Below are 15,752 nucleotides of genomic sequence, written 5' to 3' on the forward strand. Positions count from 1 at the left end.
GCCACCCGAATGTGCTTGAGGGTAGGATAGCTCTCGACTAAGGGCGTGGCTTTAATGACATCTTCGCAAACAACGCCGCACGCAAGCCGCTATCCAGCGGGTGCGCAGGCCTTTCCGCATCGCGACTTGCTTGGCATTGGCCAGCTTGAGCGCCACGAGATCCTGTTCCTGCTCGACGAAGCGGAACAATGGGTTTCCCTGAACCGCCAGCCCAACAAGCATAGCGACCAACTGGCCGGCCTGACGATCATCAACGCCTTCTTCGAAAATTCGACGCGGACGCTGCTGAGTTTCGAAATTGCGGGCAAGCGGCTGGGCGCCGACGTAGTCAATATGCATGCCGCCCAGTCGAGCGTGAAGAAGGGCGAAACGCTCATCGACACTGCGATTACGCTCAATGCCATGCGCGCCGATGCGATTGTCATCCGCCATGGGTCGAGCGGGGCGACAGGACTGATCGCCGACAAGGTCGATTGCCCAGTCCTCAACGCAGGTGACGGCCAGCACGAACATCCCACTCAGGCACTGCTCGATGCATTGGCTCTGCGGCACGCCTTGCGTGAGCGTGGCGAGGCCGGGGACGACTTTACCGGCCTCACGATCACGATTTGCGGAGACATCCTGCACAGCCGCGTCGCACGTTCGAACTTGCTGTGTCTTCAAGCGCTGGGCGCCACGATCCGCCTGTGTGCGCCGCCGGCATTGATGCCAGCGGGTATCGAAGGGATGGGCGCGCAAGTATTCAACGACTTCGACGCCGCGCTCGACGGGGCGGACGTGGTCATGATGTTGCGCCTCCAGAGCGAGCGGATGAGCGGACAGTTCATTCCATCGGCGCGCGAATATCACTACCTCTACGGGCTCACCAGCGCACGCCTTGAAAAGGCTCAGGAAGGGGCGCTGGTCATGCACCCCGGACCAATGAATCGCGGGGTGGAAATCGATAGCGAAGTGGCCGATCTTCTCGACCGTTCAATCATAACCCAGCAGGTCGAGATGGGCGTTGCGATCCGCATGGCCTGCCTCGATGTACTGACCCGCCGCGCTCGCGGAGTTGAAGGCTGGGGAGACACCGTATGATCCAGTCCCGACCACTTACAATCATCGGCGGCAAGCTGGTCACTCCCGAGGGCATTACCGACGGCGGATTGCGGGCCGAAGGCGGCAAGATCACTGCTGTCGGCACAGTTGCACCGCAGGATGGCGACGAAACACTCGATGCAAAAGGCAAGGTCATCGCGCCTGGTCTGGTGGACTTCGGAGTCTTCTCTGTCGACAAGCCAGCGTTCCATTTCGGCGGAATTACCCGCGCAGCATTGATGCCGGACCAATCGCCTCCGCTCGACCTGCCAAGCAGGGTGTCCTACATCGCGAAAAGCGGAAAGCCCGATCTGTGGGTGCATCCACTGGCTGCGGCGACGTGCGGGCTTGCTGGCGAAGAAATCGCGGAAATCGCTCTCATGCAGGAAGCTGGCGCACGCGGAATTGCCACCGGGCGTGGCTGGATTCCCAATTCCGGCGTCATGCTGCGGATGCTCCAATACGCAGCGATGCTCGGCTTGCCAGTTGTCGCCCATGCAGAAGACGCTGCATTGGTCGCGGGTGCAGTTGCGACTGCCGGCGAATATGCAACGCGCCGCGGGTTGCCGAGCGCTCCTGCTGAGGCGGAAGCCATCGCAATCGCGCGCGATCTGGCACTGGCCGAGATGGCCGGTGCACACATCCATTTCAGGCAGGTGACAACGCGGGCAGGGCTGGAGCTGGTTCGACGCGCTAAACGGGATGGGCAGAAGGTCACTGCCGGGGTCACGCCTGCGCACTTCACCTTGTCGGACCTCGCTACGGTGGATTTCCGCACATTCGCCAAGCTCTCACCCCCGCTTCGCAGTGAAGAGGACAGGGGAGCCGTGCGCGAAGCCATTGCCGACGGCACGATCGACATTATCGCCAGCGGTCATGATCCTCGGGGGCCAGAAGGCAAGCGTCTGCCTTTTTCCGATGCGGAACCGGGCATGTCGGGTGCGGAAACGCTGCTCGCCATGGTGCTGTCGCTCGTTCGCGACGAAGTGATCGACCTGGCGCGAGCTTTCGAACTGGTTGCGGCCAATCCGGCTCGCTTGCTTGGGGTCGAGGCGGGACAACTCGCGCCGGGCTTTGAAGCGGACATCGCCTTGGTTGATGCCGAGCGGCCCTGGATTGTCCAGAGCGCCCGCATGGCAGCCAGCGCAGGCAACACGCCGTTCGACGGCCAACCGACACAGGGGCGTGTCACCGCACTGTGGAAGGGCGGAATCGCGATCGATCTCTGACAAGAAAAACCCCTCCCGGATCAACTCCGGAAGGGGTCTCAAGTCTTTGGTTTAGACCTTCGCGTCTTAGCGCGATGCGACCATTATTGCTGCGTTGCCCATGTGCCCGGGCAGCGGATTGGTTGAGGCGTAGGCGATGCAACCACCACCTTTGCCCTTGACCGAAGAGCACAGACCCTGCGCCGAATTCCTTGCGTAACCTGCCGCGGCAACACGGTAGTAGATCTTGCCGTTCACGCGTGCCTTGGTGATGACCTTCTCGGCATCGGCCAGTTCGGGATACATGGTCTGGAACTTGCGCCAGCCTTCCTGCGCATCGGACATCGAGAAGTACGAGCCGAGCTGGATGTTGTAATCACCCTTTGCCAGGGCAATGCTGGGGGCAGGGGCGAAAGCGGACTGCGAAGGCGCTGCTGCGGCAGTGCGCCGAGCCGGGGCTGCTGCCACCGGAGCGGGCTGGGACACTTCTTGAAGAGCAAACTTCTTGCGCGGTTCGGCGACGGAAAGGCCCGCATCGGCGAGGCCTGCATCGGCGGTGTCGAGAGCGAACGGTGTTTGTGCTTCTTCTTCGAGAGCCGGAAGTTCGCTGGCGAAAGCGAAGCTCGGGGCGGGTTCTTCAACCACGACCTCTGTCTCGACAGTTTCAGCTGCGAGCATCTCGACACTCGGACTGTTGCCGAGCGCCAGCATCACTGGCTGACCGCTATCGGCCTGAAGCTCTACGCCCATGAGACGGGCGACGCGAATGCGTGCCATCCGCGGATTTGCAAGCGCACCCCATTCCGCCATGCGGTCACCGACCTGGTCGGCAGGCACGTCTTCAGCAGCCATCAGGCGCGCTGCACGCCATTGGCCCGAAAGAGCGTAGGCATAGGCAAGGTTCTGGCGGGTCTTGGCAGTATTCTCACCGCCGCGAATTGCGTTGCTCAGGACATGGACGCCGCGCTGCGGCTGACCGGCAAGTGCGATTGCAAGGCCGAAGTCTGCTGCATCAAGCGATGTTTCCCAGCGATCGAGTGTTTCGATTGCGCTGAGCTGGTCGCCTGCTCCGATCTGCGCCAGAGCAAGGCTCACGACAGTGCGCGGTCCGGTATCACCGAGCGCGATCGCGTCGGTGAATGTCTGGGCTGCGGACTGGAATCGGCCCGCTTCAAGATAGGCGTTGCCAAGCAGCGTGCGGCTGTTTGCATCGCGCGGGCTGGCAAGGACTGCCGCCTCGGCGTGCTTTACGGCCTTGTCGCCATTGCCCTTCTGCAGGGCAACTTCAGCCTTGGCGGCCGAGTGCGATGCAGTTGGTGCAACCTTACCGGTACAACCGGCCAGGCCGGTCGTCGCCAAAGCTGTGGTTACCGCCAAACGGACGAAGAGTTGGTTTCTGGTCTGCGTCATTGCTTACCCCCTAAAGGCGATCCCACGTCCTTGGTTTCATCATTTGCCGTCATGCTGCACCTGGGCAGCAAGAGCGGCGATTTCCGGCATTTCGGCCAGCAGGCCGTCGAGTGCGTCGGTTACGAGTTGCTGTGCACTTGACCCGCGAACGGTGCAGGCGAGGCGCAGCATCAAGTGCCGATGTTGATCAAGACGCAGCGTGAAAGCCGCGCGCTTGCCCTGCTTCAGCGCGGATTGGCGCTGGAGAGGCTGTTTATCTTCAGGCTTCTTGTCCAACTGCATCGCGATGCGATCCAGGGAAGCGCGTACCTGATTGGGTTCACCGCCTTCATTGGCAGCCTGCGGGGCGATCGATACGACCTGGGCAGGCACCTTTAGCAGGCTGGCTTCGGCTTTTGCGGCGGGCGTTTCTTCGCCCATATCGTTCCAGCCGAGATCTTCCAGACTTGCCGCGGCAGCGGCACCGTCAACCGGGCCAATAGCCGTCGATTGCGGACGCATGGCAGGCTTGGCGCCGCCCTTGCGCGCGAGCAGGGTGGAAGAGAGCGATGCGAAATTGGCGTCAGACATCCGGCAGCCTCGCCTTTCCTAAATTGCTCTTACTGGGCGACCCGACGGCCGAAGCCACCGGCGGGACGATAGGCACCTGGTTGTGCAGCCTGCGCGTTGGGCGCGGCGAACACGGTGCGGCGGAAATTCTTTTCGAGCCGATCCGCAATGTATTTCCACAATGCGGTAACCTCGGCAGCCGAGCGGCTTTCGGGGTCGACTTCCATCACCGTACGGCCATCGATCATCGAGGCGGCAAAATCGGTGCGGTGGTGAAGGGTGATCGGTGCGACCGTGCCATGCTGCGACAGCGCGACGGCAGCTTCCGAAGTGATCTTGGCTTTCGGCGTAGCTGCGTTGACCACGAAGATCAGCGGCTTGCCAGCACGTTCGCAAAGATCGACCGTTGCGCCGACAGCGCGCAGATCGTGCGGGCTGGGACGTGTCGGAACTACAATGAGTTCAGCCACCGAAATCACCGACTGGATAGCCATGGTAATTGCCGGGGGCGTGTCCAGCACAGCGAGCTTGAAGCCCTGCTGACGTAGAACTGCAAGGTCGTTTGCGAGCCGAGCGACGGTGGTTTGTGCGAATGCGGGAAGTTCCGCTTCACGTTCGTTCCACCAATCAGCTAGCGAACCTTGCGGGTCGATGTCGATCAGAACGACCGGGCCTGCGCCCGCTCGTTGGGCCTGAACGGCTAGATGTCCGGAGAGCGTGGTCTTGCCCGATCCGCCCTTCTGCGATGCCAATGCCAGTACACGCAAGGCTGGTCCCCCTGGTTGCGCTTCAATCTAACTGAGCCACGCATTTGTGGCCCTCTCGAAACAAGGAGATCGCAGACTACCCCTAATTTAGGGTTAATTTCCCGGCACTTTCATTTGCCAGGGCTCAGATGCAGGGCGGCGCAGTCTTTATTAAGCTGGCTTCTGGTATAGGGTTTTGTGAAATACAGGCTCAAAGTCAGACCGATCCGGGGGTGCAGTCATGAGGTCCAGTTCCATCAGATTCTTTTTCGCTGCGGGAAGCGCGGCCGCGCTTGTCTTCGCAGCGCCCGCGCTCGCCGATGTGAAGGCCGGTGTCGATGCTTGGAGCGAAGGCAACTATGCCGAGGCCGTCCGCCAGTGGACCCAGCCTGCCGCTGCCGGTGATGCGGACGCACAGTTCAACCTTGCCCAGGCTTACCGGCTAGGGCGCGGGGTGGAGGTGAGCCTTGTCCAGGCAGAAGCTCTTTATGCAAGAGCTGCGGCCCAAGGCCATGTGCGCGCCGCTGATCAGTACGGCTTGATGCTGTTTCAGAAGGGGGAGCGGGAACGCGCCATGCCTTATGTCGAGGCAGCGGCCAGCCGCGGGGACCCGCGATCGCAATATTTGCTCGGGATTGCACACTTCAACGGCGATCTTGCAGCCAAGGACTGGCCGCGTGCCTATGCACTATTAACGCTCGCGAATGCTGCAGGACTTCCGCAGGCAAGAGGCGCGCTCACCCAAATGGATGAATACATTCCCCTTGAGGAGCGCGAAGAAGCACAGGCGCTCGCCGCTTCGATCAAGCAAGAAAGCGAAGCCAATCGAGCGAGGGAACTGGCTGCGGTCGATCTTGCGACGGTTGGCACAGCTGCTGAAACTCCTGCGTTGATCGGCGCAGATTTCGCTGAAGCCTCGCCGGCTCCGGCTCCGGCTCCGGCTCCGGACCCCGCTCCCGTTCAAGTTCGGGTGGCTCCGGCACCCCCGCCGCAACCAGCCCCCGTGCGCCCGGTGACCGGTGGACCCTGGAAAGTGCAATTAGGTGCATTCGGCGTTCCAGGAAATGCCGCCAGATTATGGAACAAGCTTTCCGGGCGGCCAGAGATTGCTGGCCGCGACAAAGTCGAAAAGAAAGCCGGGGCGCTCACCATTCTGCTGGCGGGAGGCTACGCGAGCAGGGCCGAAGCCGCCGCCGCTTGTTCCGCTCTGAAGCGTAACGGGCAGGATTGCCTCGTCACGAAATAGGACGCGTTTTCCAGATAACTGTGTGTTTTCGGGCTGGTCTTGGGTGCCGCGCTCCAACAAGTCGGCTATGCCCCCATCCATTGGAGGTATGAGGCATGGATAGCACCGTAACGACGCCGGACAGGCCGCAACCCGTTGCCGAAACCGGCCAGCGTATCGCGAGCCTCGACTTTATCCGTGGGCTGGCGGTGATGGGCATCCTTGCGGCAAACATCTTTGCGATGGGTCAGCCGTTCCCGGCCTATATGTTCCCAGATGCCTTCACGGTTCCTCCGTCTGGTTGCGAGGACTGGATGTGGACGGCGCAGTTCGTTCTGATCGACGGCAAGATGCGCGGCCTTTTCAGCCTGCTGTTCGGCGCTGGCCTCTACCTGTTCATGGAAAAAACCTGGGCCAAGGGCGGGACGGTCTGGCTGCAGGTCAAGCGCCTGCTGTGGCTGGGACTGTTCGGCCTCATCCATTTCTACTTTATCTGGCGCGGCGACATCCTGTTTCTCTACGCTGTCTGCGGCTTGCTCACGGTCCTGATGTTCATCGGCATGAGCGTGCGCAAACAGCTCGTTATCGGCATCCTCGCCTATATCGTCGGCGCGATCCTGTACGGCGCGATGACGATCTTCATGCAGGTGGCTGCCGACAGCCAACCGGGTGATAACCCCGTCGCTATCCAGATGCAGGAAGAACTGAAGTCCGAGGAGGCGAATGATATCGCCGATGGGGAGCTCGAAACTCGGATACGGCAAGACGGCAGTTACGGCGGTTATGTCACGCATAACCTCGAGGAGCATGGAGGCGATCCTGCCTTTGCGCTGTTCTTCTTCGCGTTCGAAACATTGCCGCTCATGCTGTTCGGCATCGTTCTTTATCGCAAAGGACTGTTCGATGGCCGCTGGGATAGCCGCAAGCTGCGGCTGTGGGGCTGGGCAGGGTTGGCGCTTGGCGGGGCCCTGCACGTGTGGATTGCAATGGCCACGATAAAGGGCGGCATCACTTATTACGGTGCTCTCGCCGCCTTCGTCGGATGGTCGCATGTCCCGCGGCTGTTCATGACGCTAGGCCTCGTGATCCTGCTGGCAGTCCATGCTCCCAAGGCCGGGGGCTGGCTGGCTGACCGGATTTCGGCAGCGGGCAGGGCCGCCTTTACCAATTATCTCGGCACATCGATCGTGATGCTGTTCGTGTTCGGCAATTGGGGGCTCGATCTGTTCGGCGTATTCGGCCGCGCCCAGCTGTACCTGGTGGTGGTCGCTGCATGGGGACTGATGCTTCTCTGGTCGAAACCGTGGCTCGAGCGGTTCCGGTATGGGCCGCTCGAATGGCTGTGGCGCTGCCTAACGTATGGCAAGCTATTCGCCTTGCACCGTTGAGCTCTTGCTATTGAGACTAATTCGCAATACACCTGCTCTTGCGAATCAATCGCAAGGAGCCGCGATCCGTGTATACCTGCATCTGCAATGCCATCCGTGAGAGTGACCTGCGCAATGTCGCACGCCGCGTCTCGGGCGATGCGGAAGCGTGTTATGCTGCACTGGGTAAGCGCCCTAATTGCGGTACGTGTCTCGTTGATGCCGATGCCATCGTATTCGAAGAACGTGAAATGGCGTTTGAGCCCGCCAGCACGCGCTAGCTAACGCTACTGACAATCGCTCGCAATGGCAGGTTTCTGCCGTTTTTCTGACTTGGCGGACTTGTTCGCTTCCGCCGCTCGCCGCATAACCATGAACAGCAATTCAACAGAAAGGGCTGTGGCATGAAGGGCGATCAGAAGACTATCGAGTTCCTCAACAAGGCGCTGACTAACGAACTGACGGCCATCAACCAGTACTGGCTCCACTACCGAGTGCTCGCCGATTGGGGTGTGACGAAGCTTGCCGAGTACGAACGTCACGAGTCCATCGACGAGATGAAGCACGCCGATATCCTCGCCGAGCGTATCCTGTTTCTCAACGGCCTTCCCAACTTTCAGGCAATCCACAAGCTCAAGGTGGGCGAAACGGTCGAGGAAATACTCAGGGCCGATCTCGCCATGGAAAACGAAGCTATTCCGCTTCTTCGCGATGCGGTGGAGCATTGTGAAAACGTGCGAGATTATGTCTCCCGCGAGATATTCGCCCGTATCCTCGAAAGCGAGGAAGAACATGTGGACTTCCTGGAAACCCAATTCGACATGATCGAACGCATGGGGCTTCAGAATTATGTCCAGCTCAATTCTAGCTCGGCTGGAGACGCTCAGGAAAACGCTGGCTGATCAGCCTTTGCGCGCTGATTTCTTGCCGGGATTGCGCTGCATCATGCGTTCCAGATTACGCCGCGCTGCTATGCGCGTCTCGATCAGGAATGATGCCAATCCGGCCATCAGCAAGGCCATGGTGACAACCCAGGCCAGCGCCACCAATGTGCCTAGCGGGGTGCGCACGAAGGCGCTCACGAACAGCAGCATGATCACGATGCTGATTGTGAAAGCGGACGCGGTGCTTAGCATCACAGCACGCTGAGCAAAGATCCTCCGCCGCTCCAGGGCTGGCAGTTCCTGCACGAGATCGCCCGCAGTGCCCTGCTCGTCGGCCGCAAGAATGCGTTCGATCTTGTTCGCCACCCAGATCAGGCGATTGGTCATCACATTCATGACCGCGCCGATGCCAGCCAGCAGGAAGGCAGGCGCAAGGCTGAGTTGCACGACGTTCTGGACGCGCAGGCTGGAACTCGTCCGCTCGATAATGTCGAGACCGGGGAGGCTGGCGAGCATGTCGAGCACGTTCAGCGTCCTCCGCTGAAGTTGCCGCCACCGCCTTTGTTAGCGTTGTACGGGTTCTTGGGGCTCTTGAGGACCACCCGGACAGGGACGGCTTCGAAGCCGAGCTTCGCGCGGATCCCGTTGATCAGGTAGCGCTCGTAGCTTGTGGGCAGGTCATCCAGCCTTGAGCCGAACACGACGAAGCGCGGCGGGCGGGTGCTTGCCTGCGTGATGTAGCGCAGCTTGATCCTGCGGCCGCCGGGCGCGGGCGGGGGATTGGCTTCCAGGGCATCGTCAAACCAGCGGTTGAGCGCAGCTGTCGGAACGCGGCGGCTCCATGCTTCGCGCAGTTCGAACGCGGCCGACAGCATAGTGTCGATACCTTTGCCGGTCTTTGCGGACACGGCGAACAGCGGAACTCCGCGAACCTGCGCAAGCCCCTCGTTCAGGGCTTCGCGAATGCCATTGAACAGATAGCTAGGGCTTTCGGCGATATCCCACTTGTTGATCGCGATCATCAGCGCGCGCCCTTCTTCGAGCACCTGGCTGGCGATCTTGAGATCCTGGTGTTCAAGGCCCTGGGTCGCATCTAGCAGCAGCACGACCACCTCGGCGAAATCGATCGCCCTTTTGGCATCGGCGACGGACATCTTTTCGATCTTGTCGACCACGCGGGCGCGCTTACGCATTCCGGCTGTGTCGATAAGGCGAATTTCGCGGGTCTCGTTCGCCTTGGGATCGAACCATTCCCAGTCGACGGCAATCGAATCGCGGGTGATGCCGGCTTCGGGACCGGTCAGCAGGCGGTCTTCGCCCAGCATCCGGTTGATGATCGTCGACTTGCCCGCATTAGGACGACCTACGATGGCGAGCTTCAGCGGACCAGCAGGTGCGTCCTCGTCATCATAGTCGTATTTTTCGCCCGTATCCGCTTCGGCTTCTTCAGACTTGGCGCCAATAATGGGCCACAGGCCGCCGAACAGATCGGCAATGCCTTCGCCGTGTTCTGCGGAGACGCCCAGCGGTTCGCCAAGGCCGAGGGAATAGCTTTCCAGGATCCCGGCTTCTGCGGCTTTCCCTTCTGCCTTGTTCGCAACGAGGACCACGGGCACTTCCTGCTCGCGCAGCCAGCGGGCAATTTCCTCGTCCATCGGAGTGATGCCAGCACGCGCATCGATGACGAACATCGCGGCGTCGGCATCGTCAATGCTGACTTCGGTCTGCTTGCGCATGCGTCCGGGCAGGGAGGCGTCGTCTTCGTCTTCCCAGCCGGCAGTGTCGACCACCGTGAATTCCATCCCGGCAATTTCTGCATCGCCCATGCGCCGGTCGCGCGTGACGCCAGGCTGGTCGTCAACGAGGGCGAGTTTCTTGCCTACGAGCCTGTTGAACAGGGTCGATTTTCCGACATTCGGACGGCCGATGATAATAACGGTGGGTTTGTTGGATGCCATACTGCGCCGGCAAGTGGCGTGTCGCGCGCCGATTGGCAAGGTAAAGAGCGCGCTGAACGAGATTCAGTCGGGCACTTCAAAGGGGCCCCAGAGCAGGAATATCGGGCGCTCAGGCGGCCTTCCTGGAGATGGCCGCCTCGCGTAACATGTTGATCAGTCTGCCTTGCGAACAGGTGGTTCTTCGCCCAGGTCTTCAAACCATGCTTCGACAGGACCGCTGAGCTTCACCGTCAGGGGATTGCCCTTCCGGTCCATCGTCTTGCCAGCTTGAACGCGCACCCAGCCTTCCGAGATCGAATATTCCTCGATGTCGGTGCGCACGCGCCCTTTGAACCGGATGCCGATACCGCGCTTCAGCACTTCGATGTCGAAGTGTTCATTCTTCGGATTCACCGAGAGATGATCGGGCGGAAGGTCTGCTTTTGTATCTTCGCTCATGGTGCGGCCCCCTAATCGCCCTTTTTTCGCCTCGCAAGACATATCGGGCAACTCATCCCCTCCTGCCGCACTGCCGCGCTTGCCCTTTTCGCCGGACCCTACTAGAGGCACGCGCCTATACGCGTAGCGTGCGCCGCTTACGCGCAGCTTCGTTCGGGTTAGCGGGCGTGGCGGAATTGGTAGACGCGCTGGTTTTAGGTACCAGTATCGAAAGATGTGGGGGTTCGAGTCCCTTCGCCCGCACCAATCCGTCACGTATGTGCAAAGCCTTCACGCCTTAATTAGACACTTGGAAAATCACGAGTTCTCAAACCCATGCAGATCAAAGAAACCGCCAATGACGGCCTGAAGCGCGCCTATTCGATCACCCTTACGGCCAAGGATATCGACGGCCGGATCGATTCGGAAATCAAGAAGATCGCTCCGCAGGTGAAAATGCCGGGCTTCCGCCCAGGCAAGGTGCCAGCAAATCTCGTGCGCAAGATGCATGGCGAACAGCTTCATGCCCAGTCGCTTAACGACATGATCCGCGAATCGGTCGACAAGGTGATGGCCGACAACGAACTGCGTCCCGCGATGCAGCCCAAGGTCGAACTTGCCGAAGGCTATGAAGAAGGCAAGGATGCCACGGTCACAGTCGAACTCGAAATCCTGCCAAAGGTCGAAGCGCCTTCGACAGACGGTATCGAGATCGAGCGCATGACCGTTCCGGTGTCCGACGAGCAGGTGATGGATTCCATCAAGACCCTCGCATCGAACAACAAGAGCTATAAGGACGCTGCCAAGTCCAAGAAGGCTGCTGACGGCGACCAGCTGATCATCGATTTCGTCGGCAGCGTCGACGGTGAAGAGTTCGAAGGCGGCAAGGCCGAAGGTACGCCGCTGGTGCTTGGTTCGGGAATGTTCATTCCCGGCTTCGAAGAGCAGCTGACCGGCACCAAGACTGGTGAAAAGAAGACTATCGAAGTCACTTTCCCCGAAGATTACCAGGCTGCACACCTCGCCGGCAAGAAGGCCGAGTTTGCGGTTACGGTCCAGCAGGTTAAGGTCGAAAGCGATACCGAGATCGATGACGAGTTCGCGAAGAACTTCGGCCTCGACGGTCTCGACAAGCTCAAGGAACTGATGCGCGGCCAGCTCGAGCAGGAAACTGCCGGCCTGACGCGCACCCAGATGAAGCGCTCGCTGCTCGACCAGCTCGCTTCGGGTCACGATTTCGCCGTGCCGCAGGGCATGGTCGATGCGGAATTCGAACAGATCTGGAACCAGCTCCAGCAGGAAGCCGCCGGATCGGAAGATCCCGAAGCGATGCTGAAGGAAATCGAAGCCGAGAAGGACGATTATCGTTCGATCGCCGAACGCCGCGTGCGTCTTGGTCTGCTCCTTTCGGAAATTGGCCAGGCGAACAACGTACAGGTCACGCCGAATGAGATGAGCATGCTGATCCAGCAGGCTGCCCAGCAGTACCGTGCCGAAGATCGTGAGCGGTTTATCGAGTACGTTCAGTCCGAACCGATGGCTGCCGCGCAGCTGCGTGCCCCGCTGTACGAAGACAAGGTCGTCGACTTCCTCTTCGACAAGGCTGAAATCACCGAGCGCGAAGTGACGCGCGAGGAACTGGAAGCCGCAATCGAAGCTGACGAGAGCGACGAGGCTGCCAAGCCGAAGAAGAAAGCTCCGGCCAAGAAGAAGGCCCCTGCGAAAAAGGCTGCTGCCAAGAAGGACGATAAGAAGTCCGACGAAAAGCCAGCCAAGAAGCCCGCAGCGAAGAAGGCCCCGGCCAAGAAGGACGCAGCCAAGAAGGATGAGGGCGAAAAGAAAGCCCCGGCCAAGAAGGCTGCTGCCAAGAAGCCTGCAGCAAAGAAAGCTGCTGCGAAGAAATAAGCCTCAAAGGCTCACCAGATCAGAAGGGCGGCGGGAGCGATCCTGCCGCCCTTTTTCGTGGTGCCTACTCAGGCTTTGAGTGAGGCTCGACCGTAAGCGGGCTATCGGCGGGGCGATGGGAATCGATCGTATCGCCTTGGCCTGCGTGAATATGCGCGCGCTTGTTCTCGACATGGCGGATCAGCGGGCCTGCCACGATGCCGTGGACGACAACCGATACCAGGATGATGAAGCTTGCCGTTGCCCAAAGCAGGTCAAGCCCTTCGAAATCGGCGTGGTTCTGGCCGTAGGCGAGGTAATAGATCGACCCCATGCCGCGCACACCCAGGAACGCGACTGCGAACTTTCCTACCAGCGGCAGATCGCAATGCGCTTCGGCGAGCAAACCCGCCAGCGGGCGAATAATGAAAATGAGTGCCAGGCCAACCAGCGCGGCAGGCCATGTCAGCCCGTCAAGCACCCCGCTTGCCAGCATCGCTCCGAAACTGAAAAGCACCGCGACCAGCACGATCTGTTCGATCTGGTCGATGAAATGGTGGCTGAGCTTGTGATAACGGCTGCGGTTTTCGCGCTGCCGAGCCGTGACCGCGCCGACGAAGACGGCGATAAAGCCGTACCCCTCGACCATTTCCGCTAAGCCATACCCCAGCAGCAGGGTGCCAAGCACAATCAGCCCCTCGCTGGTGGAATATTTCGGCTGCTTCGCAACGTCATCGCCTTCTTCAATTTGCGCCATTGGCGTATCGGCTTCGCGTTCGAATACATACCAGGCGCCCGCGCGGCCCACGAGCCAGCCCATGACCACGCCCGCAAAGATGCGCCAGACGAGATCCAGCGCGGCCCATTCAAGCGTCCACGCGCCAAGCGAGGTCATCCCGACTGCAGCGATTGCAAGATAGGTGAACGGGAAGGCGAGCCCGTCATTGAGGCCCGCTTCGACCGTCAGTGAAAACCGCACGTCGTGTCGTTCGTTCTCGCCGGGCGGGCCCACTTGCACGCTGCGCGCCAGCACCGGATCGGTGGGAGCCATGGCCGCGCCCAGCAGCAAGGCCGAGGCAGGTGCAAGGCCAAGCGCCCACCAGCCAAGCAGCGACACTGCAATGATGGTGAGCGGCATGGCTACAAGCAGCAGCGGCCAGATCTGGCGCCAGTTCTTCCAGTTCGCCGGCCGGTCGATCGCGATGCCCGCCGCCGCAAGCGACGCAATCACGATGAATTCGGTTACATATTCGAGCGCAACGGCATCGAAGCCGTCGACGGTGGGATTGATATGCGGCAGGCCGATGGGTAGCGAGAACAACAGATAGCCAGCCGCGACATAAACGATCGGTAGCGATAGCCAGAAGCGGGCGAGCCATTTCTCAAGCGTGACTGCCAGGATCAGGCCAAGGCCGAAGATCACGAACAGGAAGATGCGCGGGTCGAATTCCATGCGCTATCAGTCTTCGGCGGCCACAGGTGGTTCCCAGCGCTTGAAATTTGGCTGCGGAATTTCGGCCGTCCGTACCGCTTCATAGGCCGCGCCCAGTTGCAGGACTTCGAAGTCCTCCCATTTGGCGCCGAAGAAACTGAGCCCGACGGGAAGCTGCTCGATCGCACCCATCGGCACGGTCAGGTGAGGGTAGCCCGCGATGGCAGCGGGAGATCCGAATCCGATGCTGCCATTGAAATTGTCACCATTCACCAGATCGCTCGTCCAAGTTGGACCGCGAGTTGGGGCGACGAGAAATCTCACGTCATGCTCTGCAAAGAGAGCATCGAGTGTTTCCGCGCCTGCGATCCGCACAGCATTGACGCGGGCTTTCTCGTAAGCTGCTTGGTCGGTGGTGCTTTCAGCCAATTCGAACAAGTCTTGGCCAAACCACCTCATTTCTTTGGCGGCGTTGAAATTGTTGAATACGATAAGCTCGGCCAGATTACGGGGGAGATCATCGCCGGGCAGGCTGGCGAGGTATTTGCCCATTTCCTCGCGCAGTTCGAACATGAGCACGGTGAAACTGTCGCCGTACATCTGCTCGTTCACATCGAATTCGATGTCCACCAGGACAGCCCCGGCAGCTTCCATGTCCGCCAGGGCCTGATCGAACACGGTGTTCAGGTCCGCACGGTTGCCGGTTTGCTTGCGCATCACTCCTATACGGACCCCATCGAGAGAGAAGTCGCCAAGTCCGGAAAAATAGTCTGCACGGCGCGGCACATTGATGGTGGCCGTATCAGCAGCGTCTTCTCCGGCGATGGCGCTGAGGAGCAGGGCAGCATCCGCGACAGTGCGCGTCATGGGGCCGGCGGTGTCCTGTGTGCTCGAGATCGGCACCACATGGGTGCGGCTGACCAATCCGACGCTGGGCTTGAAACCAACGATACCGTTGATGCTGGCCGGACAGGTGATCGAGCCGTTCGTTTCCGTGCCGATGGCAGCCCACGCGAACTGCGCTGCGACAGCGGCACCGCTGCCCGAGGATGAGCCGCAAGCGTTGCGGTCGATTGCGTGCGGGTTGCGCGTCAATCCGCCCACGGCGCTCCACCCGCTGGTTGAACCGTTGCTACGGATATTCGCCCATTCGGACAAATTCGTCTTGCCGAGAACCAGTCCGCCTGCGGCGCGCAGGTTTGCGACCAGCGGGGCATCACGTTCGGTCCGATTATCGACAAGCGCCAGGCTTCCGGCAGTTGTGGGCCATTCACGGGTCTCGATGTTGTCCTTGATCAGCACCGTTCGTCCGGCCAGCATGCTGTTCGCGTTGATTTCTTCTGCGGCGCTGCGGGGCGCGGGATCATAGGCGATGACTGCGTTCAGCACAGGGCCTGCGTCATCGAGCGCTGCAATCCTGCTCGCGTAGATCTCTGCGCTATCGGCTGCTGAGGCCGCCTTGTCGATTTGTATGCTGACAGGTGGTTCCGAAACCGCCTGCGCGGCAAGCGGTGTGGCGAAGGCTAGGAGCGCGGCGGCGCTGAGCAGGCGGGGCATCATCTACCCTACCTGCCACAGGACCGCTCAATTGC

15 protein-coding genes and 1 tRNA gene are annotated in these 15,752 nt (G+C 60.5%); 8 read left to right on the forward strand and 8 right to left on the reverse strand.

The genetic code is table 11. The features are described 5' to 3' along the window. The first annotated feature begins 54 nt into the window (after positions 1-54). Both K3166_RS02330 and K3166_RS02335 read left to right on the forward strand, forming a co-directional pair. Entirely contained in the window at positions 55-1,080 is a 1,026-nt protein-coding gene (locus tag K3166_RS02330) for an aspartate carbamoyltransferase catalytic subunit (RefSeq protein WP_221423104.1), read from the forward strand. After that, the gene (locus K3166_RS02335; protein ID WP_221423105.1) at positions 1,077-2,309 is read left to right on the forward strand and encodes a dihydroorotase; all 1,233 of its coding nucleotides are present in this window, start codon (positions 1,077-1,079) and stop codon (positions 2,307-2,309) included. Before K3166_RS02330 ends, K3166_RS02335 begins: the two co-directional genes overlap by 4 nt. 66 nt (positions 2,310-2,375) lie before the next feature. Here K3166_RS02335 and K3166_RS02340 read toward each other — a convergent pair whose 3' ends face one another. Genes K3166_RS02340 through K3166_RS02350 form a run of 3 tightly spaced genes read right to left on the reverse strand, consistent with a single transcriptional unit; the run spans position 2,376 to position 5,014 of the window. Further along, positions 2,376-3,698 (reverse strand): SPOR domain-containing protein, encoded by a 1,323-nt coding sequence (locus K3166_RS02340; protein ID WP_221423106.1) that lies wholly within the window; start codon positions 3,696-3,698, stop codon positions 2,376-2,378. Between the two features lie 39 nt (positions 3,699-3,737). After that, positions 3,738-4,268, reverse strand: coding sequence for a hypothetical protein (locus tag K3166_RS02345; protein WP_221423107.1), 531 nt, complete (start codon positions 4,266-4,268; stop codon positions 3,738-3,740). A gap of 29 nt (positions 4,269-4,297) precedes the next feature. Next, positions 4,298-5,014 (reverse strand): ParA family protein, encoded by a 717-nt coding sequence (locus tag K3166_RS02350; RefSeq protein WP_221423108.1) that lies wholly within the window; start codon positions 5,012-5,014, stop codon positions 4,298-4,300. A gap of 220 nt (positions 5,015-5,234) precedes the next feature. Between K3166_RS02350 and K3166_RS02355 the strand changes: the two genes are divergently transcribed. The 4 genes from K3166_RS02355 (at position 5,235) to bfr (ending at position 8,487) form a co-directional block, all read left to right on the forward strand. Beyond that, complete coding sequence (locus K3166_RS02355; protein ID WP_221423109.1) at positions 5,235-6,239, forward strand: SPOR domain-containing protein; 1,005 nt, start codon at positions 5,235-5,237, stop codon at positions 6,237-6,239. A gap of 95 nt (positions 6,240-6,334) precedes the next feature. Beyond that, the gene (locus K3166_RS02360; RefSeq protein ID WP_247714698.1) at positions 6,335-7,606 is read left to right on the forward strand and encodes a DUF418 domain-containing protein; all 1,272 of its coding nucleotides are present in this window, start codon (positions 6,335-6,337) and stop codon (positions 7,604-7,606) included. Positions 7,607-7,674: 68 nt separating this feature from the next. Then, positions 7,675-7,866, forward strand: a complete 192-nt coding sequence (locus K3166_RS02365) for a (2Fe-2S)-binding protein (protein ID WP_221423110.1) — start codon at positions 7,675-7,677, stop codon at positions 7,864-7,866. A 123-nt stretch (positions 7,867-7,989) separates the two neighbouring features. Beyond that, entirely contained in the window at positions 7,990-8,487 is a 498-nt protein-coding gene (gene bfr, locus K3166_RS02370) for a bacterioferritin (protein ID WP_221423111.1), read from the forward strand. On the opposite strand, the gene K3166_RS02375 is transcribed toward bfr, so the two are convergent. From K3166_RS02375 to K3166_RS02385, 3 genes are all read right to left on the reverse strand, one after another. Next, a complete protein-coding gene (locus K3166_RS02375; protein WP_221423923.1) occupies positions 8,488-8,985 on the reverse strand; it encodes a DUF2721 domain-containing protein in 498 nt (165 codons plus the stop codon). A gap of 11 nt (positions 8,986-8,996) precedes the next feature. Beyond that, positions 8,997-10,427 (reverse strand): ribosome biogenesis GTPase Der, encoded by a 1,431-nt coding sequence (gene der, locus K3166_RS02380; protein WP_221423112.1) that lies wholly within the window; start codon positions 10,425-10,427, stop codon positions 8,997-8,999. Positions 10,428-10,580: 153 nt separating this feature from the next. Further along, positions 10,581-10,865: a DUF3297 family protein gene (locus K3166_RS02385; RefSeq protein ID WP_221423113.1), complete on the reverse strand. Its 285-nt coding sequence runs from the start codon at positions 10,863-10,865 to the stop codon at positions 10,581-10,583. 161 nt (positions 10,866-11,026) lie between these two features. On the opposite strand from K3166_RS02385, the gene K3166_RS02390 reads away from it, so the two are divergent. Together K3166_RS02390 and tig are read left to right on the forward strand one after the other, a co-directional pair. Further along, a tRNA-Leu gene (locus K3166_RS02390) sits at positions 11,027-11,111 on the forward strand. 69 nt (positions 11,112-11,180) lie between these two features. Then, positions 11,181-12,749, forward strand: a complete 1,569-nt coding sequence (gene tig / locus K3166_RS02395) for a trigger factor (protein ID WP_221423114.1) — start codon at positions 11,181-11,183, stop codon at positions 12,747-12,749. 64 nt (positions 12,750-12,813) lie between these two features. Here tig and K3166_RS02400 read toward each other — a convergent pair whose 3' ends face one another. Continuing rightward, positions 12,814-14,181: a cation:proton antiporter gene (locus tag K3166_RS02400; protein WP_221423115.1), complete on the reverse strand. Its 1,368-nt coding sequence runs from the start codon at positions 14,179-14,181 to the stop codon at positions 12,814-12,816. A gap of 6 nt (positions 14,182-14,187) precedes the next feature. Beyond that, on the reverse strand, positions 14,188-15,720 hold the full coding sequence (locus tag K3166_RS02405; protein WP_247714699.1) for an amidase: 1,533 nt from the start codon (positions 15,718-15,720) through the stop codon (positions 14,188-14,190). Positions 15,721-15,752 lie beyond the last annotated feature (32 nt).

Origin of the sequence: Qipengyuania psychrotolerans (assembly GCF_019711355.1) — a bacterium.
Classification (GTDB): domain Bacteria; phylum Pseudomonadota; class Alphaproteobacteria; order Sphingomonadales; family Sphingomonadaceae; genus Qipengyuania; species Qipengyuania psychrotolerans.